Origin of the sequence: Roseobacter sp. CCS2 (genome assembly GCF_000169435.1) — a bacterium.
In the GTDB taxonomy this organism is placed as follows: domain Bacteria; phylum Pseudomonadota; class Alphaproteobacteria; order Rhodobacterales; family Rhodobacteraceae; genus Yoonia.
In genome coordinates, this window is record NZ_AAYB01000007.1 from 17,885 (window position 1) to 42,282 (window position 24,398).

Sequence of the window (24,398 nt, forward strand, 5' to 3'; positions counted from 1 at the left end):
CCGAACGGGGCGTCAGAGGGCGGGGTGCCAACATGGTTCAAAACAGCGAAACACAGCATCCGCAAACCGGTGACGTTCCTGTGGCAAGCTTGTCGCCAGAGCAGGCAACCAAGGAACTGTCATGGTTGGCCACGCAACTGAATGCGGCCAACACTGCCTATCACCGTGATGATGCGCCGGATATCAGCGATGCGACCTATGATGCGCTGAAACGGCGCAATGCCGCGATTGAAGCGCAGTTTCCTGATCTCAAGCGGCAAGACAGCCCGAGTGAGACGGTCGGCGGCCAAATTGCTGAAGGTTTCGGTAAGGTTAAGCATGTCGTGCGCATGCTGTCATTGGGCAATGCCTTTGACGATGATGACGTGCACGAATTTGACCAGCGCATCCGCAAATACCTTGGATTGGCAGCGGATGCCCTGCTGACCTATACCGCAGAACCAAAGATCGACGGTCTGTCGCTGTCGTTGCGCTATGAAGATGGCAAACTGATTCAGGCGGCAACCCGTGGCGACGGTGAAACCGGCGAAAACGTGACCAACAATGCACGCACAATTGCCGATATTCCTGCTAAGGTGAACGGTGCGCCAGATGTGCTTGAGGTGCGTGGTGAGGTTTATATGAGCCACGATGATTTCACCGCGCTGAACGCACGGCAGGCCGAAGTTGGCGGTAAAACCTTTGCAAACCCGCGCAATGCGGCTGCCGGATCTTTGCGCCAACTGGATGCAGAGATTACCAAATCACGCCCCCTGCGTTTCTTTGCTTACGCGTGGGGTGATCTGAGCGCGCGCTTGGCCCAAACGCAATCGGGCGCAATCGCCAAATTAAAGACGCTTGGATTTTCAACCAACCCGTTGACCGAAGCCTGTGATGGCCCCGCGGCAATGATTGCACATTACAAAGGAATAGAGGCGCAACGCGCGAACCTTGGCTACGACATTGACGGTGTTGTCTACAAAGTGGACGATCTGACGCTGCAGCGCAGGCTTGGCTTTCGGTCTACCACACCGCGTTGGGCGATCGCGCATAAATTCCCGGCCGAACTTGCCTGGACGGTATTGGAGGCCATCGACATTCAGGTCGGGCGCACAGGGGCGCTATCGCCCGTGGCGCGGCTGCGGCCTGTCACTGTCGGTGGTGTGGTGGTGTCAAATGCAACGCTGCACAACGAAGATTACATCGCGGGCCGCGATGGCAATGGTGACCCAATTCGTGAAGGGCGCGATATCCGTGTGGGTGATTGGGTGCAGGTGTACCGCGCAGGCGATGTGATCCCGAAAGTCAAGGATATTGATCTGGCGCGGCGGCCAAAGGATGCAATGCCTTACCAAATGCCCGCGCGATGTCCTGAATGCGGGTCCGATGCGATCCGCGAGGAAGGGGATGCGGTGCGCCGCTGCACGGGCGGCATCATTTGCCCCGCGCAAGCCGTTGAAAAGCTAAAGCATTTCATCTCGCGCACAGCCTTTGATATTGAGGGGCTTGGTGCCAAGCAGGTTGAACAGTTTTACGCGGATGGCTGGATCGCGACGCCTGCGGATATTTTCACGCTGCGCGTGCGCTTTAGCGAAGGCCTGCAACAGCTTAAGAACCGTGAAGGATGGGGTGACAAGAGCGCGGCGAACCTCTTTGATGCGATTGATGAGAAACGCGAAATCTCGCTCGCGCGCGTGATTTATTCGCTGGGCATCCGGCATGTGGGCGAAAACAGTGCCGCCCTTTTGGCCAATCACTATACGTCCTGGACTGCCTTTGAGCAGGCCATGACCGCCGCACAAATTGGCGAAGGCCACGCCTGGGATGAACTAAACAATATTGATGGTGTCGGGGCCGTCATGGCGACGTCACTGATAACGACGATGCAGCAAGAGGCAGAGCGCGCTTCAATTGATCAATTGATCAAAGAGCTTGACGTACAAGACGCCGAGGCGCGCGCGACCGACAGCCCGGTTGCAGGCAAAACCGTGGTCTTCACCGGAACCTTGGAACGCATGACGCGCGCTGAGGCCAAAGCGCGGGCCGAAACCCTTGGGGCAAAGGTATCAGGATCGGTAAGCGCCAAGACAGATATCCTGATCGCTGGCCCCGGTGCCGGTTCGAAAGCAAAGAAAGCTGCGGATTTGGGCATTGAAACCATGGACGAAGACGCCTGGCTGTCCCTGATCGGCGACGCATGAGTGGACGCCCCGAAACCCTATTTCCGCTTTTTGGGGCGGTGACCAAGCTGGACGGCATCGGGCCTAAATCTGCCCAAACCCTGGACGGTGTCGGGGTGGTCAAACCACTGGATATCCTGATGACTTTGCCACTTTCGGGGGTGGACCGGCACAGGCGCGCCAGTATTCGCGAGGTGGTCGCACCCAGCGTTGCAACGGTTGAGGTGACGGTGGGTGATCATTATCCACCCAGCACACGTGGCCATCCTTACCGGGTGCATGTTGAAGACGCCGAGACATCTTTCCAGTTGGTATTCTTTCATGCACGCGGCGATTATTTGCAAAAACTGCTGCCCACCGGGCAAAGACGCGTTGTGTCGGGCAAGGTGGAAATCTTTGATGGCATCGCACAGATCGTGCATCCTGATCATGTGCTGCCCGTGGCCGAGGCAGAAGATATTCCCGCGTTTGAACCCGTTTATCCGCTACATGCCGGGATCACGCAAAAGGCGATGTGGAAAGCAACGCGATCGGCCTTGGGTCTGATGCCGAAACTTCCTGAATGGATTGATCCGGCTTTGAAAGCACGAGAGGATTGGCCCGATTGGGCCGATGCGATGCATAAGGCGCACGGCCCGCAGGCGACCTCTGATCTTTCGCCGCATTCGCCAGCGCGTGCACGTCTAGCTTATGATGAGTTGTTGGCGCATCAACTGACATTGGCCTTGGCGCGGGCTGCGACGCGCAAAGCCAAAGGGATTGCATCACAAGCGACAGGTGACTTGTCGGGCAGGGTGTTGGCGTCATTGCCGTATAAACCCACAGGCGCACAGCAACGCGCCTTTGCCGAGATTGCGGCAGATCTTGCCACGCCCTTGCGCATGAACCGGCTGTTACAGGGCGATGTTGGATCGGGCAAAACCTTGGTGGCGCTCATGGCGCTGTTGGATGTGGTCGAAGCGGGCGGGCAGGGCGTCATGATGGCCCCGACCGAGATTTTGGCGCGACAGCATCTGGACGGTTTGCGCCCCTTGGCGGAAAGCGCGGGCGTTGTTCTGGAAATCCTGACTGGCCGCGATAAGGGATCAGGGCGTGCGGCCAAGTTAAAGGCGCTGGCAGACGGCGAAATCAATATTCTTGTCGGCACCCATGCTGTTTTCCAAAAAGATATTGTGTTCAAAGACTTGCGGTTGGCCATCATTGATGAGCAGCACCGTTTTGGTGTGTCCCAACGCATGGAATTGGGCGCAAAGGGTCAGGCGGTGGATGTGTTGGTTATGACGGCCACACCTATTCCACGCTCACTTGCTCTTGCGCAATATGGCGACATGGATGTTTCGGTGCTTGATGAAAAACCGCCCGGTCGCACGCCGGTGCAGACCGCCTTGGTGTCAGCGGCGCGAATGGACGAGGTTATTGAAAAGCTGCGCCATGCGGTGGCCGAAGGGCGACAGGCCTATTGGGTCTGCCCATTGGTTGAAGAAAGCGAAATTGTTGACATGACGGCGGCGGAAGAGCGGTTCAAGCGGTTGCGTGCCACTTTGGGTGAAGGCGTGGTTGGTCTGGTCCACGGGCAAATGCCGCCCGCTGAAAAAGATGCGGCGATGGCGCGGTTTGTGGCGGGTGAAACCAAAGTGTTGGTCGCAACAACCGTGATTGAAGTCGGGGTCAATGTGCCCAATGCCTCGATCATGATGATTGAACATGCGGACCGGTTTGGTTTGGCCCAACTGCACCAACTACGGGGGCGGGTCGGGCGCGGTTCTGCGGCGTCATCTTGTTTGCTGATCTATCAGCCACCGCTTGGCGAAAGCGGGCGGCGGCGGTTGGAAATTTTGCGCGAGACAGAAGATGGTTTTCGGATTTCGGAAGAAGATCTTGCGATGCGTGGCGCGGGCGACGTGATTGGCACCGCCCAATCGGGCATTCCGCGGTTTCGCATCGCTGATCTGGAACGGCAGGCCGGGCAGATGGCTGTCGCGCAATCTGACGCACGTGCGCTGCTGAATGCCGACCCAAAACTGGAAACTGCACGCGGTAAAGCCGCCAGAACGCTGCTTTGGTTAATGGAGCAGGATAAAGCGATTCGTTTAATATCAGTGGGTTAAACCGTCTTGATCTGAAATGTTCGCAAATGTTCTATAAAAGTTCTTTACATAGCGTTAACGATGTGAGAACAAAGTGGCAACAGAACATTAAAGGAACATAAGCCATGGCAGAAGAGATCAAATCCGTAATCGCGCGTTCACGCGACACGATTATCGCTGATGCGTTGGGTGTGGTTGCTTTGATGGTCATGCTGATTGTTGGATTGGCTTTGCCCGGGCTGATCTAACGTGCCGGACGATCCTAGGTCCGGTCCATCACATTGCCCTGTCCCAAGAATGCAATGATTGATGACCTGCCTGTCTGACGTACCCTAGTGGGGGTTTTGCCTCTCCCCAAGGAACACTGGACCGGGCCTTGATCGTTTCAAACCTGCCGCCGCCATCTTTCCGGATGTGCGGCGGTTTTTTATGCGCTGGCCTGTTGTGTTTGCAGGGCGTCCAATGTGGCATCAAAGGCCAGCATGATAGATGCATGACGGTTTTTATAGTCTTTGGCAGGTTGCAGAACTTCCAGATCACTGAACGGGGCAGGCGGCACCGGACCATCAGATTTCAGCATCGCGTAAAGTGCGTCACGCGCCGCCTGCACCTGTTCCACGGTCAGCCCAACACTATTCGCACCTACAACAGCTGCCGCTGCTTGACCCAAGGCGCAGGCTTTTACGTCTTGCCCATAATCGGTGATCACGCCATCCACGACAGTCACATCAACCGTTACAGTTGATCCGCAAAGTGGCGCGCGCTTCTTGGCTGTCGCAGTTGGGTTTTGCAGCCTTGCGGTGCGCGGCATATCAGCGGCCAGCGCCAGAATGCGCCCCGAGTAGAGTTTGATCAGATCGTTTTCCGCCGACATCGCGTTGCCCTTTTGCTTACCACTTATTAGATAGTCCTGACCGCACCGCTTGCAAAGGTTTTTGATATGTCCTTCGACCCCGCGACACTTCGCTACAACGACGCAGGGCTGATCCCCGCAATTGCGCAGGATGCCGACAGCGGTGAGGTCCTGATGATGGCGTGGATGAATGCAGCAGCTGTGGCGCAGACGTTGGAGACAGGTCGCGTGACCTACTGGTCGCGCTCACGGCAAGCATTCTGGATCAAAGGGGAAACCAGCGGCAACACGCAAGAACTGGTTCATTTCCGTGTGGATTGCGACCGGGATTGCTTACTTGTGACTGTCAATCAAACAGGCCCCGCCTGTCATACGGGGCGCCGCAGCTGCTTTTATACGGAAGTGCAGAACGGCGAAGAGATCGAAATTCTCACCCCGATGGATGGTACTTAATCCTTAAACCCAATCATGTTCTTGATGTCCGCTGATGACAGGCCTTCAGCGCGAAATTTTGAAATTGCCTTCGCTTTGCTGATCTTTGCCAGTCGTTTTCCACTGTCATCTGTTATCAGGCGATGGTGGTCATAGATAGGCGTGGCGTAACCCAACAGCCGTTGGATCAAGACATGGATTGGTGTCAGATCACGCAGGTCCGCCCCGCGAACCACATGCGTGATGCCTTGCACTGCATCATCATGCACGCAGGCCAGATGATACGCCGGATCGCCGGTATCTTTACGTTTGAGAATGGGATCGCCGATATCGTCAAGCAACGTCTTATCGTTGATCTCAATGGTCTGCGGCTGACCTGACCTAATCTCAATATAAGACAGCTTGCCACTGACACGGTCCAGTGCCTTGCGGATGTTCAGCCTGATCCCATCACCTGCATTTGCATCAGACATTGCACGATGGCGACACGTGCCGGGATAAACCATGCCGTCCGCACCTGGCCGTGCGCCTGCATCAACAATATTACGACGCGTACATCCGCAAGGATAAATTAAACCATCCGCTGCCAATCGTTCAAGCACAGCATCATATTCGCCGTAATGCGCGGATTGACGACGTGCGGGGGTGGGCCATTCTAATCCTAACCATTTCAGATCTTCATAGATCCCAGCCTCATACGCAGGCCGCACCCGTGTGCTGTCGGTATCTTCGATCCGCAAAAGGGCTGTACCCCGCAAGTTCTGTGCAACTTTCCATACGGTCAATGCGGCATAGGCATGCCCCAGATGCAGCGGCCCTGTGGGCGATGGCGCGAACCGTGTGATCACAGGCGGCGCAGGATAATAACGTCAGAGCCCATGCCGACGTCTTCCAAATGTGGGCCATGGTCGCGGAATATGATTTCTACACGGCCTTTGCTAACCTCTGCATCAAGCGCGTCAATGTATGACTGATCGTTCAATGTCGGATCGTTGAATGACAGCGCCAGCAATCCATCGGTGTTCAGTTGGGCGACAAGGGGGGCCAGTGTTTGCGGCGGGGCCGCACCCAGACTGACCACGCCAACCGCAATGATCACAGGGTAGGCGCCAACATCGAACCCCATATTATCCGGGCTGCTGTGCCAGGTTTTGCGATAGATGCCGCGCTTTGTCGCTTTATCCAGCATCTCGACAGTTACGTCTGTCCCGTCGATGGTCTTGAATCCCGCACGCCGCAAGGCAGCCCCACCGATACCTGTACCGCATCCGAAATCCAGAATAGCCACATCCGGTGTCGTGTGGGCCTTTAGCGCAGTCGCAAGCCGATCTGGTGTTTTATATCCGCGCGCCGATACGTCGGCATCGTAATTGTCAGCCCAATCTGCATAAACCGCGATCGTTTCGTCAACCGGGCGCGGGGTCCAGAGGGATGGGCGCAGGACGTCTTTCTTATTTGTCATATGGGATAGTCTAAAAGCAGCGTTCAGGCCGCGTCCAGTGCGGTGTGACCAAGCCATGCTTGCCAATCCACCTTGGCGCGGTCGGTGTAGCCTTTGTAGCGATCTTTGCGGTTCCGGCGGCCACTTTTGACGCCTTCAAGCGGGGGAAATAAACCAAAGTTCACATTCATCGGTTGGAATGTCTTTGCTTCCGCGCCACCCGTGATATGCGTAACAAGGGCGCCCATCGCTGTTGTATTTGGCACCGGCGCAAGAGTTTGACCGGTCATTTCGGCCACAGCCATCCGGCCTGCAAGCAAACCCATGGCAGCACTTTCGACATAGCCTTCGACACCGGTGATCTGCCCGGCAAAGCGAATATTTGGGCGGCTGCGCAAGCGCATTTCATCATCAAGCAATGTTGGTGCGTTGATAAATGTATTGCGATGAATGCCGCCAAGACGTGCGAACTCTGCTTCTTCCAAACCGGGAATTGTTTTGAAAACAGCCTTTTGTGCTGCGTACTTCATCTTTGTCTGAAAGCCGACAATGTTATAAAGTGTCCCAAGTGCGTTGTCGCGCCGCAGCTGTACCACGGCATATGCTTTATTTTCAGGATCATGCGCATTCGTCAGGCCAACCGGTTTCATTGGGCCAAACCGCAGTGTTTCGCGACCGCGTTCGGCCATAACCTCAATTGGCAGACACCCATCAAAATAACCTGCGGTCTCACCCTCTTTAAAAGCGGTTTTATCCGCATCCAACAGCGCGTCGATGAACGCCTCATATTGGTCCTTGCCCATCGGGCAATTCAGATATGCTGTCCGCTCTGCCTCTGTGTCGCCCTTGTCATAGCGCGACTGCATCCATGCAACATCCATGTTGATGCTGTCGTGATAGACGATGGGGGCGATGGCATCAAAGAATGCAAGGGCCTCGGCTCCGGTCTCTTTTTGAATGGCCTCTGCCAAGCTGCCAGAGGTCAGGGGGCCGGTCGCAATAATCCAATTGCCGTCTTCAGGAAGGGTCGTAATCTCTTCATATGAAACGGAAATATTGGGGTGCGCGATCAAAGCGGCCGTGACGCTTTCGGCAAATGGGTCGCGGTCAACGGCCAACGCGCCACCAGCAGGCAGCCGATGTTTGTAAGCGGTTTGCATGATCAAACCATTGGCCTGCATCATTTCCCAATGCAGAAGGCCCACGGCGTTTTGTTCATGATCATCTGATCGGAAAGAGTTGGAACAGACCATTTCGCCCAGATTACCGGTGCGATGGGCGAAGGTTTCGACCTTGGGCCGCATTTCATGGATCACAACCTGCAAACCTGCGTTTGCGGCCTGCCAAGCGGCCTCTGATCCGGCCATGCCACCGCCGATAATATTGAGTGTTTGTACCATGGCGCTGATTTAATGCGGGCCGCGGCAAAAGAAAAGGCCCGCAGAAATCTGCGGGCCTATATCGTTTTGTGCTGAGGCTGCGTTAGCCGCCAAAGTTGAACAGTGACCGTGAACCGAATGTTGTTCCGGCACCAAAATCAAACTCAGCGCCAACTGTGACGTATTCTGTCGAATTGACACCCACCAAACGAAGATTGTCGTCCCGATCAGAACCAAAAAGCCGCTCACGCCCAGCCTTTGCATAGACTGACGCACCCTGCGCAAAGCTATATCTGGCAAACAATGCGGTGTCTGTCAGGCTCGCGTCTTCCCGCTCGCCTGTGTCTACGACGACACCGCCGTCTTCCAATCTAAAGGATTCATATTCAATCCCCAATGACACACCGCTGCCGACACCAAATTCAAGGCTGAGCCCTAACATCCGCAAAACATCTTGGTCACCAAAATAGTCACTGTCGACGGCACCAAGGTAGCCTTCAAACGTGCTATTGGCTGTGGTGAAAGCGCCCTCAATACCCAATATGTCGGTATCGAAATCGTCGAATGTCTCTGACGCGTAGAATACGCCGAAAGTGGTCCCGGGTGCTGCAGTGTACATGCCATGGACGGTCCCGATGAAGAAATCATCCTCAAAATCGTCGCTGCTAATGATTTCGGCATTTGCACCAATAGCAAAATCAGTTGATATTCCAAACTCTACGCCACCGGCAAAGCTGGTCACCTCATATTCGCCAACGGATTCATCATCCAAGCTTTGAAAGGCTCCGGATACGGTGGCGCCATTGAATTGCTGGGCCATAGCGGGTCCGGCTGCGATTGTCGAAGCGGCGAGGACTGCAAAAATTTGCGTTTTCATAGGTTCAATTCCTGTAAGATACTATTGGACATGCGATAATTGTCATTCGGCAGCGCAGCAATGCGTTACACACCAAATAGTTGCGCTGTCGCACATCGGACACACCGTATGTAGCAAAATCATCTGCGCCGGCACTTGCCACGCCGTTTACGCGATGTCGGCGTCTTCTTCAGCATCACCCTGATCAGCAATCCAAGCCACACTGACCACGGTTTCGCCTTTGCCGGTGTCAAACACCTTTACACCACCTGCACCGCGTGACCGGAAAGAAATCCCTTCAATCGGTACGCGGATGGATTGACCTGTCGATGTGACCAACATGATCTGATCAGAAATTTCCACAGGGAAGGACGTCACCAAAGCGCCACCGCGCATCGCTTTATCCATCGCCGCGACGCCCATGCCACCGCGACCCCGCACAGGATAGTCATGGCTAGAGGACAGTTTACCGGACCCTTGCGCCGTAATCGTCAGGATCAGATTTTCCGCCGCTGACATTTCGGCATACCGTTCTTGGCTGATCGCACCGGCGACAGCCTCTTCTTCGTCATCGGTTTCCGCATCATCAGCAAGCCCAGCCATTGCACGGCGCATTTTCAGATAAGCCGCGCGCTCTTCAGCTTCGGCTTTGAAGTGACGGATGATCGACATCGATACGACCTTATCGTCGCCCTGCAGCTTGATCCCGCGGACCCCAACAGAACTACGTGAATTGAACACACGCACGTCAGTCGCAGGGAAGCGGATCGCGCGGCCGCTATCTGTCACCAGCATCACATCGTCATCGTTGGATGCGATGCGTGCGTTGATCAGCGTGGTTTCTGCGTGATCATCCTCGAACTTCATTGCGATCTTGCCGTTGCGCATAACGTTGGTGAAATCCGATAGCTTGTTGCGGCGCACCGTACCAGCCGAGGTCGCAAAAACCACTTGCAGGTCGTCCCATTCTTCCTCTGGCCGGTCCACGGGCATGATGGCGGCGATGGACACACCCGGCGGGATTGGCAGGATATTCACGATAGCTTTGCCTTTGGCTGTCCGGCTGCCCAGCGGCAGACGCCACGTTTTCAGCTTGTAGACCATGCCATCGGTCGTAAAGAACAGCAGTTGTGTATGGGTATTGGCCACGAAAAGGGTGGTGACCACGTCCTCTTCCTTGGTCGCCATCGACGACAGCCCCTTACCACCGCGCCGCTGCGCGCGGAAATCGGCAAGGGCGGTGCGTTTGATGTACCCACCCGAGGTCACGGTCACGACCATGTCTTCTTTTTCGATCAGGTCTTCGTCTTCCATGTCGCCGGACCAGTCGACGATTTCTGTGCGACGGGGCACAGCGAACAGATCGCGAACTTCGGTCAACTCATCACGGATGATCTGCATGATGCGTTCACGCGAGCCGAGAATTTCAAGGTATTCACGTATCTTACCGGCCAGTTCTTGTAATTCATCGGTGACTTCTTTGACGCCGATCTGGGTCAAACGCTGCAAGCGCAACTCAAGGATCGCGCGGGCCTGTGTTTCAGACAGGTTATAGGTGCCGTCTTCGTTGGCCGTATGGGTCGGGTCATCAATCAGCTTGATGTATTCAAGGATATCTTGCGCAGGCCACTTGCGCGTCATCAGTTTTTCACGCGCTGTTGTCGCATCTGCAGATGACCGGATTGTTGCAACGATTTCGTCAATATTGGTGACGGCCACAGCCAAACCGCACAGCACATGGGCGCGTTCGCGGGCCTTGCGCAATTCAAATGCGGTTCGGCGGGCGACGACATCTTCGCGGAAATCAATGAAGTACGCCAAGAAAGCACGCAGTGTCAGTTGCTCGGGCTTGCCGCCGTTCAAGGCAAGCATATTGCAGCCAAAATAGGTTTGCATCGGCGTAAAGCGGAACAATTGGTTCAGCACGACCTCAGCCGTTGCATCGCGCTTAAGTTCGATCACGACACGCACACCGTTCCGGTCGGATTCGTCCTGGACGTGGGCGATGCCTTCGATTTTCTTTTCGCGCGCCGCCTCGGCGATCTTGTCGATCATCACCGCCTTGTTCACCTGATAGGGAATTTCGTTGATCACAATGGCATAGCGATCCTTTCGGATCTCTTCGACGTTTGTTTTCGCGCGTACAATCACCGATCCGCGGCCTTCGATATACGCTTTGCGCGCACCGGTGCGGCCCAGAATAATCCCGCCTGTCGGAAAGTCTGGGGCAGGGATGTATTCGATCATTTCCTCGATCGACATATCGGGGCTGTCGATCAAGGCAAGCGTTGCATCAATAACTTCGCCCAGATTATGCGGCGGGATGTTCGTGGCCATACCAACCGCGATACCACCGGCCCCATTGACCAGCATATTGGGATACCGTGCAGGCAGAACGCTGGGTTCGCGTTCTTTGCCGTCGTAGTTATCCATGAAATCGACGGTATCTTTCAGCAGATCATCCGTCAGGTATTTTGCAACCTTATCAAGGCGCGATTCAGTATAGCGCATCGCGGCAGCACCATCGCCGTCCATCGACCCAAAGTTACCCTGACCATCCACCAAAGGCAGCGACATGGAAAAGTCCTGCGCCATACGCACAAGTGCGTCGTAAATCGCGCTATCACCATGCGGGTGATATGACCCCATCACATCACCAACGGATTTCGCCGACTTACGATAGGATTTGTCAGCCGTGATCCCTTTTTCATACATCGAATAGATAATGCGGCGGTGCACCGGTTTCAGACCATCACGCAGGTCTGGAATAGCGCGCGACACGATCACGCTCATCGCGTAATCAAGGTAGCTGGTTTTCAGCTCGTGTTCGATTGTCACAGAAGGGCCATCATACGCAGGGCGCATGGGCGGCATTTCGTCTTCGTTTTCAGGTGTTTCTGGGGTGTCGTTCACGTGATCCGCCTGTTGGATTCTATACTGCTATATTTGGTTGTAATTACCCTATCAGACACTTGATATAGCGCGCAACGGCGGATGCCATGCAATATGCATTGCAGGCTTAGGAATAAGCTAACCTATTGATACTAAGTCACAAACATTTCACGGGACTATGCCGAAAAATACAGATCACATGATGTGATTAAAATTGCCCCGCAGCAGGCTGGGGGATCAAGGGAATATCACGCGGTGGCGGATTACAGGCCGCCAGCGTCATTAGGGCGAGGATAACGATCAGTCGTTTGTGCATTGGTGTCCCTTTATCTTCTGCAAATCAGATTAGCCTGACCCACAGAGTTGGCCAATAGGTTACCATCGCATTCGCTAGTTTCCGCTTAACGGGCGCGCTTGATCATCCCAAACAGGTCGCGCGGGTCATCGGGGTCGGCGATCAGGTCCAGATCAATATAAAATGGGGTTTCCTTGATCTTTTGATGCACGTATCGCAGCGCGCTGAAATCCTCGATGGCAAAACCAACACCATCAAACAGCGTCACTTCACTTGCAGATTGGCGCCCCGTTTGTGCGCCGGTGATGACCTGCCACAGCTCTTTCACTGGGTGATCGTCGGGCATCTGCTGAATTTCACCTTCAATCCGGGTTTGTGGCGGGTATTCAACGAAAACCGATGAACGGGCCACGATATCGCGGTGCAATTCTGTCTTGCCGGGGCAGTCGCCGCCGATGGCATTGATATGAACGCCTGCGCCAACCATGTTGTCGGTCAGAATCGTTTGCATATCCTTGTCTGCGGTCGCCACAGTGATGACATCAGCGCCTTCGATTGCCACTTCTGGTGTGGCGCAGGGTGTAATGTGAAAACCAAGACCAGCAAGGTTGTTCATGCATTTCTCGGTCGCGGCATCGTCGATGTCGTAAAGCCGGATGTTTTCGATCCCGCAGACAGCTTTGATTGCCAGACACTGGAATTCTGACTGTGCGCCATTGCCGATCATTGCCATGGTTTTCGCATCTGGGGCAGCGAGGTGTTTGGTCGCCACGGCAGACATTGCACCTGTGCGTAGGGCGGTCAGAATGGTCATTTCAGAAAACAACACGGGATAGCCACTATCCACGTCAGACAGCACACCAAAGGCCGTTACCGTTTGCAGACCTTCTTTCATGTTCTTGGGGTGGCCGTTGACGTATTTGAACCCATAAAGTTCACCATCCGATGTCGGCATCAATTCGATGACGCCCACATCCGAATGGCTGCCGACACGCGGGGTTTTGTCGAACAGCTCCCACCGGGTGAAATCTGCCTCAATCTCGCGTGCAAGATCGGCCAAAAACGTCTCGATCCCGATATTATGCACCAGACGCATCATGTTATCGACGCTCACGAATGGCACCATGGCCAGTTTGGATGCTTTCAAGCTCATTGTTTGTCCCTTGTTGGGCGGTCAAATACACGACGACCGAAGAGTGAGGCGGTCAAATCGACCATCAGGTTCGCGGTTTTGCCGCGGTCATCAAGGAAGGGGTTCAGCTCAACCAGATCAAGCGAGGTCACAAGATCACTGTCCGACAGGATCTCCATCACCAGATGCCCTTCGCGCACCGTGGCGCCACCAGGGACGGTTGTGCCGACGGCAGGCGCGATCGACGGATCAAGAAAATCCACATCAAGCGAGACGTGCAACATACCGTTCTCGGCCGCGACACGCTCAAGAAAGGTTTTCAAGGGCGCGCTGATCCCTTCTTCGTCAATGCGGCGCATATCGACCAGCATAACGTCTGCTTCTGCCAAAATGGCCTTTTCCGGCGCATCAACCGACCGCAGCCCGATCATACAGATGTTTTGTGTTTCAACCTTGGCAGGCAGGTCAGGGTAGGCATCAAACCCGTCGCGCCCGGTGACGTAACCAACAGGGGTGCCATGTAGATTGCCGCTGTCTGTGGTGATGGGGGTGTTGATATCACTGTGCGCGTCCAGCCACAGGACAAAGAATGGGCGGTCTTCCTTTTTGGCATGTGCCGCCATCCCGGCGACTGTGCCTGCAGCAAGCGCATGATCGCCACCCAAAAAGATGGGAAGGCCGCGCTGCGCCGTGTCTTGTGCGGCATCCATTAATGTATGTGTCCAGCCGACATTCTCGGCCAGTTTGTGCACCAGCGGGTTGGATGGGTCCGCTACGGTGATATCTTTGGGCGTCAGATTGCCAATATCCTCGACCGTGTGTCCCAGTTTGGTGATCGCCGCGGCGATCCCCGCGGTACGGTAGGCATCAGGCCCCATCAGGCAGCCTTGGCGGCGCTTACCGCAGTCGACAGGCGCGCCGACCAATATGCAGTGTTTTTGTGTCATGGACAAAGTGTTGTGCAAAACAAGGGGTGGGTTAAGCCCTCAAATTGTGCAAAATGGCATCGGATTGCACAAAACGGACAGTTGAAATGGACGAAATGGATGGACACCTGATTGCAGCGCTGAAAGGCAATGGGCGTGCATCACTTTCAGAACTTGCAGATCGCCTTGGTGTGACCCGCAGCACGATACGCGTGCGTCTTGATCGGTTGGTACAGGGTGGCGAAATTGCAGGGTTTACGGTGCTGACACGCTCTGACGTGCGGCCTGATCCGGTACGTGGCCTGATGATGCTGGAAATCGCAGGGCGCGGCGCTGAGAAATCCATGAAACAGTTGCAACGGATACCAGAGGTCCAGGCGGTGCATTCCACCAACGGCACATGGGATCTGATCGCAGAGATCGGGACCGATACGCTGGAACACTTCGATCAAGTGCTTTTTGCAATCCGCCGCCTGGATGGCGTCACACGGTCCGAGACGAACCTGTTGTTGTCGACCCGGCGCTAAGACGGACCGCGATGATCCAGCCGATCATCAGCGCAAAAGACGCAACCGCGTTCCAGCTTGCCATGGACAGCGAAAACAGCTCCCAACTGACCTGATCGCACATGACAAGGCGGGGCCCCTCAACAGCAAGCAGATCAGTACCGCTAAGCCCGTTCAGACTGCCGCCGCCAGTGCAGCTGCTGGGGCCTTCCCACCACCCGCGTTCGACGCCGGTGTGGAACACACCAATGCCAGCCGTGGTTGCAGCGGCCAATGCGCCAAGTATCGGGAATACCCGTCCGGGCATCTTTAGCTCGATCAATCCAATGACAATGGCCGCCGCATGCGGCCAACGTTGCCACAGGCACATCGCACAAGGGGGATACCCCAACGCTTGAAACAAAAAGGCCCCCGCCAAAAGTGCGGCAGAACCACCCGCAGACAATGTGATCATCAAGTTTCGGGTCATAGCAAACCAACCATAGCAAATCCGCCAATCAGCAGCACGCAAAACAGGATAAACATCAAGCCAAGGCGCTTTTCAATGAAATCGCGGATCGGCGCGCCGAATTTCCACAACAGGGCGGCAACCAGAAAAAACCGCAACGCACGGGCGAAGATGGACGACACGATAAACACACCCAACGGCAGGCCTGTCACACCCGATGCAATTGTGATCACTTTGAACGGCAGGAACGTTACACCCGCCACGACCACGGCCCAGGCACCATATTCGTTGAACACCGCTGACATTTCTTCGAAACTGTCGGCCTTGCCGTAAATCTCAAGAATTGGCTGGCCGACTGTCTCCATCAAGGCGGCGCCGATGTAATATCCCAAAAGCGCACCAGCGACTGATGCAACTGTTGCCACAGCCGCAATCAGAAAAGCGCGCGACGGCCGTGCGATGATCATCGGGATCATGAGCACATCAGGGGGGATCGGAAAAAACGACGATTCAATAAATGACACGATCGCCAACGCCCATAAGGCGTGCGGTGATTGTGCCAGCGAAATTGTCCAGTCGTATAGCCTGCGTAACATGCTTTGCTCTTTTGTTTGATCTGCTTAGGCCATGTGCGGCGGCATGCGTCAAGCTTGTGTCACGCCTGAATGCGCCTAAACTGGCCGTCAACCAAGGGGGGTTCGTCAAATGAAGTGGCAAGGACGGCGCGGCAGCAGCAATATTGAGGACCGCAGGCGGCGTGGTGGTGTGCGCCGGGCAGGGGGCATTGGCGGGATTGCAGGTGTGCTGGTCTTGCTTGCAGGCCTTTACTTTGGCGTGGACACAAGCGAATTCGTCGACCTTGGCGGCACAGGTGTGCAATCAAGCAGTCCGGCCGAGATTACACCTGCTGATGAACGCGCGGCACAGTTCGTCTCAGTCACGTTGGCCGACACAGAAGAGGTTTGGGCCGATATCTTTGTCCGCCAGGTCGGGCAGCCTTATGACGCCCCGACGCTTGTTTTATTCAAAGGGGAAACCCGATCGGCCTGTGGTGGTGCCAGTGCGGCAACGGGGCCATTTTACTGTCCGCCTGAAAGAAAGGCCTACTTGGATACGGCATTTTTTACAACGCTCGAAGACCGTCTTGGCGCGGGCGGTGATTTTGCGGCGGCCTATGTCGTCGCACATGAGGTCGCGCACCATGTGCAGAACGAATTGGGGATTTTGGATCAGGTCAATCAGCTACGCGCGCAGATGAGCGAAACGGATTCGAACGCGATGTCCGTGCGGGTCGAACTTCAAGCAGATTGCTTTTCAGGGATTTGGGCGCGCAGGGCCCAACAAAAATTTGGGAGCCTTGAGGAAGGTGATATCGCAGAGGCAATGAATGCCGCCGCCCAGATCGGTGATGACATGATACAGCGCAACGCAGGACAGCGCGTACAGCCACACACGTTCACCCATGGCACAAGCGCACAAAGACAGCGCTGGTTCCGCCGCGGACTGGAAAGCGGCAACCTGACGGCATGCGATACGTTTTCAACCAATCGTTTGTAGCAAAACCCGATTGACGCGCCCGTGCTGGCGGATTAGGACGACGGCGGTTGCCGATGTGGCGGAATGGTAGACGCAGGGGATTCAAAATCCCCCGATAGCAATATCGTGAGAGTTCGAGTCTCTCCATCGGCACCAACTACCCTTTAATAAGTAAATCCATCGCCCACTAATTGTGGTGGCGGTGTTTGATCTCGCTACAAAATAAGCGTAATTCGGCCATCTTTATCACAAAATAGGAAACTAGCCTTTCCTTTGGGAAATGCAGCGTAGGTTTCTGCTTGCAATGCCGACGATCAATTGACAGGCAGATGGGCAATATGTCGATCTGTCGTGTGATTGGGTAAACTGCGAGGGGGCTTTGGCCCAATCAAGAAACCTAAGATCAGCTGGGTGATCGATATGACCTGTTAAGGGGTCTGGTGTACAAGTGATAAAGCGACGGCCCGCAAAGGTCGGCGCGTGGATAAGACAGAGTAGTGAAGATGCCCCAGAAATCCCGGAACGGACAGGCAATGACACGTATTGCAGGTGGTCAGTTGATCGCCAGCATGAATGGTCATGCGTCTGCGGGCCTTCATGCTGATGATGCCGGTCTCGACATTCTTAAATTGATCGGGGCCGACGTCGATTTCATCACGTTTGATGCAGCACACCCTGATGCCGGGGTGGTCACCTTTACCAATGGCAACACAATGACGTTTGCCGAAATTGACCGCGTTGTCCCATGTTTTACGCCCGGCACCGCCATTGCAACGCCTAATGGTGAGGTTCTTGTCGAAAAGCTTAGATCAGGTGATCGTATCCTGACGCGCGACAACGGCATCCAAACCATCAGCTGGGTTGGGACAAAACGCCTTGATTTCGCTGACCTAAAGACCGCACCTCAACTACGCCCGATCAAGATATTGGCCGGTGCGCTGGGTGACAACATGCCCGAACGTGACATGCTGGTATCACCCAGTCACCGCATGTTGATCGTGTCGCACCAAGCCGAATTTTATTTCGGCCAGTCAGAAATTCTGGTCGCCGCCCGCCATATGCTTGGGATGGAGGGGGTGGATGTCTGCGACCAACCCTACATCACCTACATCCATATCATGTGCCAAAATCACGAGATCGTGCTGTCCGATGGCGCGTGGAGCGAAAGCTTTCAACCCGCTGATTTTACGCTCAAGGGTTTTGATACAGAGCAGCGGGAAGAGCTTTTTGCTTTGTTTCCAGAGCTTGAAACCTCGGACGGTATTGCCGCCTATGGTGCCGCGCGACGCACACTCAGCCGGCGCGAATCCAAACTGTTGTTCAAGGTTTAGACGCGCGCCAGGCCGCCCATTCCGCTGGCGTGTCGAGGTCAAAGCGCGCGCGGTTGCCCGGCAGTTTCACCAGATAGGTTTTGTCGCGTATCAATTTGACGATACTTTCGCCACCATTGTCGCCTTGCAGATCAGCAAAATCAGAACGCAAGGATGCATCGAGCACTATCGGATGCCCTGGTTTGCCATCTGCCGTCGCACCACGCCAAACCACAAAATCGGGATGCGTCGTGCGCGCCGCCATCACTGCGGTCAGATCGGATGTTTCCAAAGCGATCAGATCAGCCAGTGTGATCATAAAAGCCGACACCTCTGGCAGGGCTGCGACCGCGTCACGCATGGTCGCCGACATGCCGTCATTCGCTGATGGCGCAGTTATGATAGACACGTCGATATCGGCAATCGTCCGTTGCCTTTCTTCCGCATCCGGCGGCAAGGCAACATATACTGGCTGGCTGGTATTATGCGCCATCAGAACCTGTCGGCGCAGCAACGGTATGCCACCCACATCCTCAAGCAGTTTGTCGCGGCCTGCCATCCGCGCTGACTGCCCAGCGGCAAGGATCAGGATCGGGATCATCCGCGCATTGCCGTACAGTCAGGATCAAACAATGGTGTTGTGATCCGGCAGGCCGGGCGCAACTGGCCCATAATCTCAATCTCGACTTTCAGATCATCTGTGGCCAAGGCACGAGGCACCAAAGCCAGCGCAATGGATTTACCAGCATGATGCGAATACCCGCCTGATGTGCAAAAGCCCTGCACGGTACCGTCGATGAACACCGGTTCATAAGCCACGACATCGGCATCATCAGCGTCAACCTCAAAGGCGACAGATATGCGGGCAGGGGGATTGGCGCGCTCGGCCTCTGCCGCGGCACGACCAATGAAATTCACGTTCTTTTTGAAGCTGATAAAGCGGTCCATACCTGTTTCAGCCGCGGTGTAGTCGGGCGAGAATTCTGCCAACCAAGAGCCAAAGAACCGGTCCAGCCGCAGTGACATCATGGCGCGCATACCAAAGTGCGTGATCCCCATCGGTTGACCCGCTTGCCACAAAGCCCACCACAACTGGCGCTGGTCCATCGCGTCGCAGTAAATCTCATACCCCAGATCACCGGTATAGCTGACGCGCTGCACGATGCAGTCCACCTGGCCAACGGTCATGCGGCGCACATCCATGAATTTTATCGCTGATACATCATCGCGGGTACAGGCGGCCAGCAGATCACGCGCCTTTGGCCCTGCAATCTGAAACCCGGTGCGACGGTCAGAGATATTTTCGACATGTGCGTCTGAACTGGCATTTTGCATAAACCAGCGATGGTGGATATTTTGCGCGCCATAGCTAGCAGTGATTTGAAACGCTGTCTCGCTCAGACAAGACACTGTGAAATCACCCCAAAGCCTGCCTTTGGGTGACAGCATCGGCGTCAGTGACATCCGGCCCGGCTGTGGGATGCGGCCCGCCATGATCCGGTCTAGCCAAGCACGTGCGCCGCTGCCTGTGATCGCAAACTTTCCAAAGTTTTGCACTTCGTTGATGCCCACGCCACTGCGCACCGCCTTCACCTCTCGCTCGGTCGCGGCGAATGCATCCGAGCGGCGGAAAGTGGGCGTTTCATAACTGGGCTCACCATCTTGGGCAAAGTAATTGGCCACCTCCAGCCCAAACTGATGCCCCCAAACGGCACCCAGATCACTGAAGATATCGTACATCGGCGTCGTGCGGTGGGGGCGGGCGGCAGGCAGTTCTTCGTTCGGATAGCTGACAGAGAACCGGTTCTGGTAATTCTCAATCACCTTTGGTCGCGTGTATCCCGGTGTGATCCATTTACCGTAACGCCCCACGTCCATCGCGGTCACATCACGTTCGCATTCGCCCATCGTAATCCACTGCGCCAGCATCAATCCGACACCGCCGCCTTGACTGAACCCCGCCATGACACCGCAGGCGGACCAGTAGTTACGCAAACCGGGAACCGGCCCGACAAGTGGATTGCCATCCGGGGCAAAGGTGAAGGGGCCGTGGATCACTGATTTCACGCCAGCGCGTTCCAGCACAGGGAAGCGCTTGTAGGCAAAATCAATCGAATCCGCGATCTTATCTAGGTTATCGGGCAGCAATTCATGCCCAAAATCCCATGGCGTGCCATCCACAGCCCAAGGCACACACGTCTGCTCATAGAACCCGATACACAGCCCGCGCCCTTCCTGGCGTAGATAGCTTTCGCCGGCAGGGTCCATCACATGGGGGTGTTCGGCGTCTCGTTCGTAAATTTCTGGCAGATCATCGGTGACGATATACTGGTGTTCCATCGGGTGCAGCGGCACATACGATCCTGCCATCGCCGCGACCTCGCGCGCCCAAAGACCTGCGGCATTCACCACATGTTCTGCATGGATCGTCCCCTTGTCGGTCACCACGTCCCATGTGCCGTCTGCACGCTGGTTGGTGTCAATTACCTTGGTGTGCAGTTCAATGGTGGCCCCGCCCATGCGTGCCGCCTTGGCGTAGGCATGGGTGGTTCCCGAAGGGTCCAGATGCCCATCAAGCGGATCATATAAGCCGCCGACGATACCATCGAGGTTCGTGATCGGCGCAATCTTGGCAATTTCAGCGGGGCCAATAATCTCGGTCTCCAACCCCATATAACGGTGCTTGGCGCGCTCTGCGACCAGCATATCAAAACGGTCTTGGTTGTCGGCCAAGGTCACGCCACCGACGTGGTGCAAGCCGCAGGACATACCTGTGATTTCTTCCAGTTCACGATAAAGCTTGATGGTATAGCCCTGCAAAGCCGCCATGTTCGTGTCGCCATTGAGCGTATGAAACCCACCAGCGGCGTGCCATGTAGACCCTGACGTTAACTCCGATCGCTCCACCAGCATCACATCCGACCAGCCCAGTTTTGTCAGGTGATAAAGCACCGATGCACCTACCACGCCGCCTCCGATAATCACGGCTCTGCTTGTGGTTTTCATGATGCACACTCCTCTTCTTTGTCTCAGACAATATGCCGTTGAAAAAACCACAAGCGGTTCAGAAAGCGACATGAGGTGTCGGTGAATGGCTATCGCTTGCGCGCACCATTGCAGACGGTGAAGATGTCATCAAACGAAAGGTTTCTCCGATGCGCACACATGCCCAAGCCGTTGTCATCGGGGGCGGCGTGATCGGTTGTTCCATCCTCTACCATCTGGCAAAATTAGGCTGGACCGACGTTGTCTTGCTGGAACGCGATGAATTGACATCCGGGTCCACGTGGCACGCCGCCGCCAACATTCACGGGCTGCATGACAGCACAAATATCAGCCGCATTCAGCACTATACGATGAACCTGTACAACGCGCTGGAAGAGGAAACGGGACAGTCCTGCGGTGTCTTCCAGCCCGGATCGCTGTATCTGGCGCAAACAGAAGCGCGCGAACATCAGCTGCGTCTACAGGCAGCGAAAGCCAAATTTTATGGCATGAACTTTTATGAGGTCGACCGGGCCGAAGCTGAACGCCTGCACCCGCTGGTCGATTACGATGGTATTCGCTGCATTATGTTTGAACCTGATGGAGGCAATGTTGATCCGTCCGGCGTGACCAACGCCTACGCGATTGGCGCGCGGCAAAAAGGGGCAGAGATTTATCGCTTTACGCCCGTGACAGCGACTGTGCCGCAGCCGGATGGGTCTTGGGTGGTTGAAACACCCAAAGGCAATATCAAGACCGAATGGGTCATCAATTCAGCAGGCCTTTGGGGGCGCGAGGTCGCCAAGCTTGCAGGCATTGACCTGCCGCTGCTGCCGACGGAACACCAGTATTTTGTGACAGAAACCATTGCGGAAATCGCAGCGATGGACCGCCGTCTGCCGTCTGTTGCCGACCGTGACGGCGAATACTACCTGCGCCAAGAGGGGCAGGGGTTGCTGGTTGGCGCATATGAACAGGACGTGCGGTTCTGGGCTGAGGATGGCACCCCCCAAGGGTTCGGTCATGAGCTGTTCGCAGACGATCTGGAACGGATCGAAGACAACATGATGCGCGCGATTGACCGTGTGCCTGCGGTAGGTGAGGCCGGGATTAAGCGGGTGATCAATGGCCCCATGATCTGGTCGCCCGATAGCAACGTGCTTTACGGCCCGCATCCCGATTTGCGCAATTATTTCTGTTGTAACGGAATCATTCCGGGGTTCAGTCAATCTGGCGGTATGGGCCTGATGGCCGCGCAATGGATCATCAACGGCGAAAGCGACTATGATATGTTCGCTTGGGATGTCGCGCGGTTCGGGCCTTGGGCCGATGCGGCATTCACTAAGGCGCGTGTAGGCGACCAATATGCCAAACGCTTTGCCATTCATTTTCCCAACGAAGAACGCACGGCCGGCCGGCCTGTGCGCACGCGTCCGGCCTATGAGACGCAACAGGCGATGGGCGCTGTTTTTGGCCTGAACTATGGATGGGAGCATCCGTTGTGGTTTGCTGACACGCCCGGAACCGAAGACACCAATGGGTTCACACGCCAAAACTGGTTCGAACCTGTTGGCAATGAGGCACGCATGCTGCGCCAGGCGGCTGGTATCATTGATATTTCGAACTTTGCCAAATACATCGCCAAAGGGTCTGATGCCGAAAGTTGGTTGAACGCCGTCTTTGCCAACATCATGCCAAAAACGGTTGGGCGATCCTGTTTGACGCCCCTGATCGGGAAAAACGGCGGCATTGCGGGCGATTTTACTGTCACCCGACTTGCGGACGACGAATTTATGATCATCGGCGGTGGTGCCGCAGAACGCTATCATCAGCGGTTCTGGAAAGACGTGCCGCTACCGAAAGGTACACGTTTTGAAAGCCTCACAGATGGCATGTGCGGTTTCAATGTTGCTGGCCCGCTATCGCGCGCTTTGCTGTCGCCCATGACCGATGCAGACCTAAGCACCGATGCTTTTCCTTTCATGCGCTCGCAAAGAATGACTGTTGGGGGCATTGATGTGATCGCCTTGCGTGTCTCATTTACTGGCGATCTGGGATGGGAGTTGCATTGCGCCCAAAGCGATCAATTGCAGCTTTATCAGGCGTTGCTTGACGCGGGCAAAAATCTTAGCGCTGGCCCGGTCGGGTCGCGCGCGCTGATGTCGTTGCGTATTGAAAAGGGGTACGGCAGTTGGGGGCGCGAATATTCACCAGAGTACTGGCCACAAGAGGTTGGACTGGATCGTTTGATAAAGCTGGATAAAAATTTCCTCAATAAAGACAGCTATCTGAAGATCAAAGATAACGTACCGCGCGAAATGTTATCCTTGATCGAGGTGCAGGATATCACCAACGCTGACGCAACAGGAGGCGAGCCGATCTTTCTGCCCGATGGCACGCCGGTCGGGCGCGTCACCTCGGGGACCTATGGCTACAGCGTGAAAAAATCACTGGCGCTTGGATACCTCAAAGACGTCGCTGCGGGTACGGCCGTTGATGTGATGATCCTTGGCAAACCGCATCGCGGTGTGGTTCTGGCGGAGCCACCGTTTGACCCCGCCGGGAAACGATTGCGCGGTTAAGGAATGATGCGCGTGTACTTCGTACCTTCCAGCGTTGCACCAATGCGCAGGCCGGTCTGCGCAAATACAACGGCGATGACAGGGGCCAGCGATGTGGTCGTTTCTGCGCGCAGCATCTCGCTTTGATCGCGGAACGCGTATTCGATATCCGCACCCGCCGCCCAACCGGGACCACGGCGGAATTCCAGCAATGCTTCTGGTGTCATAAAGAATAACACATGGCTGAACTGCTGCGCGCCGATTTGCAGACCAGCGCTGCCAGACGTGGCTGAATAGTAGTCCACTGTCGATGATCCGACACGCAACGCACCACGCCCGAAGGATCCACCCAGTCCAAGGCCGATTTCGGTCACAAGTGGCATCACCAAGATGCCCGCTGCTTGCGAGGCTAAGTTTCGTGTTCCCGGGAATTCTGCAAACATGCCATTCAATGTGGTGTCGACACGTGCATCAATTGTCGCCGCACCGGGGCTGCCGATGCCATTGCTGCATGCTGCCAGCGTTGATGCCGCCAGAGTCCCCAACGCAAAACTGCGCCTTGATATATTTTTCATGATAGATCCGCCTATTTGCCTGTGA

21 protein-coding genes and 1 tRNA gene are annotated in these 24,398 nt (G+C 55.4%); 9 read left to right on the forward strand and 13 right to left on the reverse strand.

Annotated elements, in window-relative coordinates; all coding sequences use genetic code 11:
* Positions 1–32: 32 nt before the first annotated feature.
* The 3 genes from ligA (at position 33) to RCCS2_RS18805 (ending at position 4,494) form a co-directional block, all read left to right on the forward strand.
* A complete protein-coding gene (gene ligA / locus RCCS2_RS16020) occupies positions 33–2,180 on the forward strand; it encodes an NAD-dependent DNA ligase LigA (protein ID WP_008236177.1) in 2,148 nt (715 codons plus the stop codon).
* On the forward strand, positions 2,177–4,267 hold the full coding sequence (gene recG / locus RCCS2_RS16025; protein ID WP_008236178.1) for an ATP-dependent DNA helicase RecG: 2,091 nt from the start codon (positions 2,177–2,179) through the stop codon (positions 4,265–4,267). Before ligA ends, recG begins: the two co-directional genes overlap by 4 nt.
* Positions 4,268–4,371: 104 nt before the next feature.
* Positions 4,372–4,494: a hypothetical protein gene (locus tag RCCS2_RS18805; RefSeq protein ID WP_008236179.1), complete on the forward strand. Its 123-nt coding sequence runs from the start codon at positions 4,372–4,374 to the stop codon at positions 4,492–4,494.
* 179 nt (positions 4,495–4,673) lie between these two features.
* Here RCCS2_RS18805 and RCCS2_RS16030 read toward each other — a convergent pair whose 3' ends face one another.
* Positions 4,674–5,120 carry an iron-sulfur cluster scaffold-like protein gene (locus RCCS2_RS16030; RefSeq protein ID WP_008236180.1) on the reverse strand — a complete coding sequence of 149 codons (447 nt, stop codon included), beginning with the start codon at positions 5,118–5,120 and terminating at the stop codon, positions 4,674–4,676.
* Between the two features lie 66 nt (positions 5,121–5,186).
* Here RCCS2_RS16030 and hisI point away from each other — a divergent pair, with 66 nt between their 5' ends.
* Positions 5,187–5,552 (forward strand): phosphoribosyl-AMP cyclohydrolase, encoded by a 366-nt coding sequence (hisI, locus tag RCCS2_RS16035; protein ID WP_008236181.1) that lies wholly within the window; start codon positions 5,187–5,189, stop codon positions 5,550–5,552.
* Here hisI and gluQRS read toward each other — a convergent pair.
* The 7 genes from gluQRS to rocF all read right to left on the reverse strand — a co-directional run bounded on the left by gluQRS (position 5,549) and on the right by rocF (position 14,473).
* Positions 5,549–6,379 carry a tRNA glutamyl-Q(34) synthetase GluQRS gene (gluQRS, locus tag RCCS2_RS16040; RefSeq protein WP_008236182.1) on the reverse strand — a complete coding sequence of 277 codons (831 nt, stop codon included), beginning with the start codon at positions 6,377–6,379 and terminating at the stop codon, positions 5,549–5,551. The two genes, hisI and gluQRS, sit on opposite strands and share 4 nt — an antisense overlap.
* On the reverse strand, positions 6,376–6,993 hold the full coding sequence (locus tag RCCS2_RS16045; protein ID WP_008236183.1) for a class I SAM-dependent DNA methyltransferase: 618 nt from the start codon (positions 6,991–6,993) through the stop codon (positions 6,376–6,378). The genes gluQRS and RCCS2_RS16045 overlap by 4 nt, the downstream gene beginning before the upstream one ends.
* A gap of 23 nt (positions 6,994–7,016) precedes the next feature.
* A complete protein-coding gene (gene trmFO, locus RCCS2_RS16050) occupies positions 7,017–8,372 on the reverse strand; it encodes a methylenetetrahydrofolate--tRNA-(uracil(54)-C(5))-methyltransferase (FADH(2)-oxidizing) TrmFO (protein WP_008236184.1) in 1,356 nt (451 codons plus the stop codon).
* A gap of 82 nt (positions 8,373–8,454) precedes the next feature.
* Positions 8,455–9,228, reverse strand: a complete 774-nt coding sequence (locus RCCS2_RS16055; protein ID WP_037294369.1) for a hypothetical protein — start codon at positions 9,226–9,228, stop codon at positions 8,455–8,457.
* A gap of 147 nt (positions 9,229–9,375) precedes the next feature.
* A complete protein-coding gene (gene gyrA, locus RCCS2_RS16060) occupies positions 9,376–12,120 on the reverse strand; it encodes a DNA gyrase subunit A (protein ID WP_008236186.1) in 2,745 nt (914 codons plus the stop codon).
* A gap of 380 nt (positions 12,121–12,500) precedes the next feature.
* A complete protein-coding gene (locus RCCS2_RS16065; RefSeq protein ID WP_008236188.1) occupies positions 12,501–13,547 on the reverse strand; it encodes an ornithine cyclodeaminase in 1,047 nt (348 codons plus the stop codon).
* Positions 13,544–14,473 carry an arginase gene (gene rocF / locus RCCS2_RS16070; protein ID WP_008236189.1) on the reverse strand — a complete coding sequence of 310 codons (930 nt, stop codon included), beginning with the start codon at positions 14,471–14,473 and terminating at the stop codon, positions 13,544–13,546. Before rocF ends, RCCS2_RS16065 begins: the two co-directional genes overlap by 4 nt.
* A gap of 86 nt (positions 14,474–14,559) precedes the next feature.
* On the opposite strand from rocF, the gene RCCS2_RS16075 reads away from it, so the two are divergent.
* A complete protein-coding gene (locus RCCS2_RS16075) occupies positions 14,560–14,979 on the forward strand; it encodes an Lrp/AsnC family transcriptional regulator (protein WP_037294412.1) in 420 nt (139 codons plus the stop codon).
* Here RCCS2_RS16075 and RCCS2_RS16080 read toward each other — a convergent pair.
* The gene (locus RCCS2_RS16080) at positions 14,936–15,427 is read right to left on the reverse strand and encodes a disulfide bond formation protein B (protein ID WP_008236192.1); all 492 of its coding nucleotides are present in this window, start codon (positions 15,425–15,427) and stop codon (positions 14,936–14,938) included. The genes RCCS2_RS16075 and RCCS2_RS16080 overlap by 44 nt on opposite strands.
* Positions 15,424–16,002, reverse strand: coding sequence for a YqaA family protein (locus RCCS2_RS16085; RefSeq protein ID WP_037294371.1), 579 nt, complete (start codon positions 16,000–16,002; stop codon positions 15,424–15,426). Before RCCS2_RS16085 ends, RCCS2_RS16080 begins: the two co-directional genes overlap by 4 nt.
* A gap of 109 nt (positions 16,003–16,111) precedes the next feature.
* Between RCCS2_RS16085 and ypfJ the strand changes: the two genes are divergently transcribed.
* From ypfJ to RCCS2_RS16100, 3 genes are all read left to right on the forward strand, one after another.
* The gene (gene ypfJ, locus RCCS2_RS16090; protein ID WP_008236195.1) at positions 16,112–16,963 is read left to right on the forward strand and encodes a KPN_02809 family neutral zinc metallopeptidase; all 852 of its coding nucleotides are present in this window, start codon (positions 16,112–16,114) and stop codon (positions 16,961–16,963) included.
* Between the two features lie 49 nt (positions 16,964–17,012).
* Positions 17,013–17,098 (forward strand) — tRNA-Leu (locus RCCS2_RS16095).
* A 377-nt stretch (positions 17,099–17,475) separates the two neighbouring features.
* Positions 17,476–18,273, forward strand: coding sequence for a Hint domain-containing protein (locus RCCS2_RS16100; RefSeq protein ID WP_008236196.1), 798 nt, complete (start codon positions 17,476–17,478; stop codon positions 18,271–18,273).
* Here the strand turns inward: RCCS2_RS16100 and RCCS2_RS16105 are convergent.
* A complete protein-coding gene (locus tag RCCS2_RS16105; protein WP_008236197.1) occupies positions 18,263–18,853 on the reverse strand; it encodes a nucleotidyltransferase family protein in 591 nt (196 codons plus the stop codon). The two genes, RCCS2_RS16100 and RCCS2_RS16105, sit on opposite strands and share 11 nt — an antisense overlap.
* Positions 18,850–21,258, reverse strand: a complete 2,409-nt coding sequence (locus RCCS2_RS16110; RefSeq protein WP_008236198.1) for a GcvT family protein — start codon at positions 21,256–21,258, stop codon at positions 18,850–18,852. Before RCCS2_RS16110 ends, RCCS2_RS16105 begins: the two co-directional genes overlap by 4 nt.
* Before the next feature lie 149 nt (positions 21,259–21,407).
* On the opposite strand from RCCS2_RS16110, the gene RCCS2_RS16115 reads away from it, so the two are divergent.
* Positions 21,408–23,819 carry a GcvT family protein gene (locus tag RCCS2_RS16115; RefSeq protein ID WP_008236199.1) on the forward strand — a complete coding sequence of 804 codons (2,412 nt, stop codon included), beginning with the start codon at positions 21,408–21,410 and terminating at the stop codon, positions 23,817–23,819.
* Here RCCS2_RS16115 and RCCS2_RS16120 read toward each other — a convergent pair.
* Complete coding sequence (locus RCCS2_RS16120) at positions 23,816–24,373, reverse strand: YSC84-related protein (protein WP_037294373.1); 558 nt, start codon at positions 24,371–24,373, stop codon at positions 23,816–23,818. The two genes, RCCS2_RS16115 and RCCS2_RS16120, sit on opposite strands and share 4 nt — an antisense overlap.
* Between the last annotated feature and the right edge of the window lie 25 nt (positions 24,374–24,398).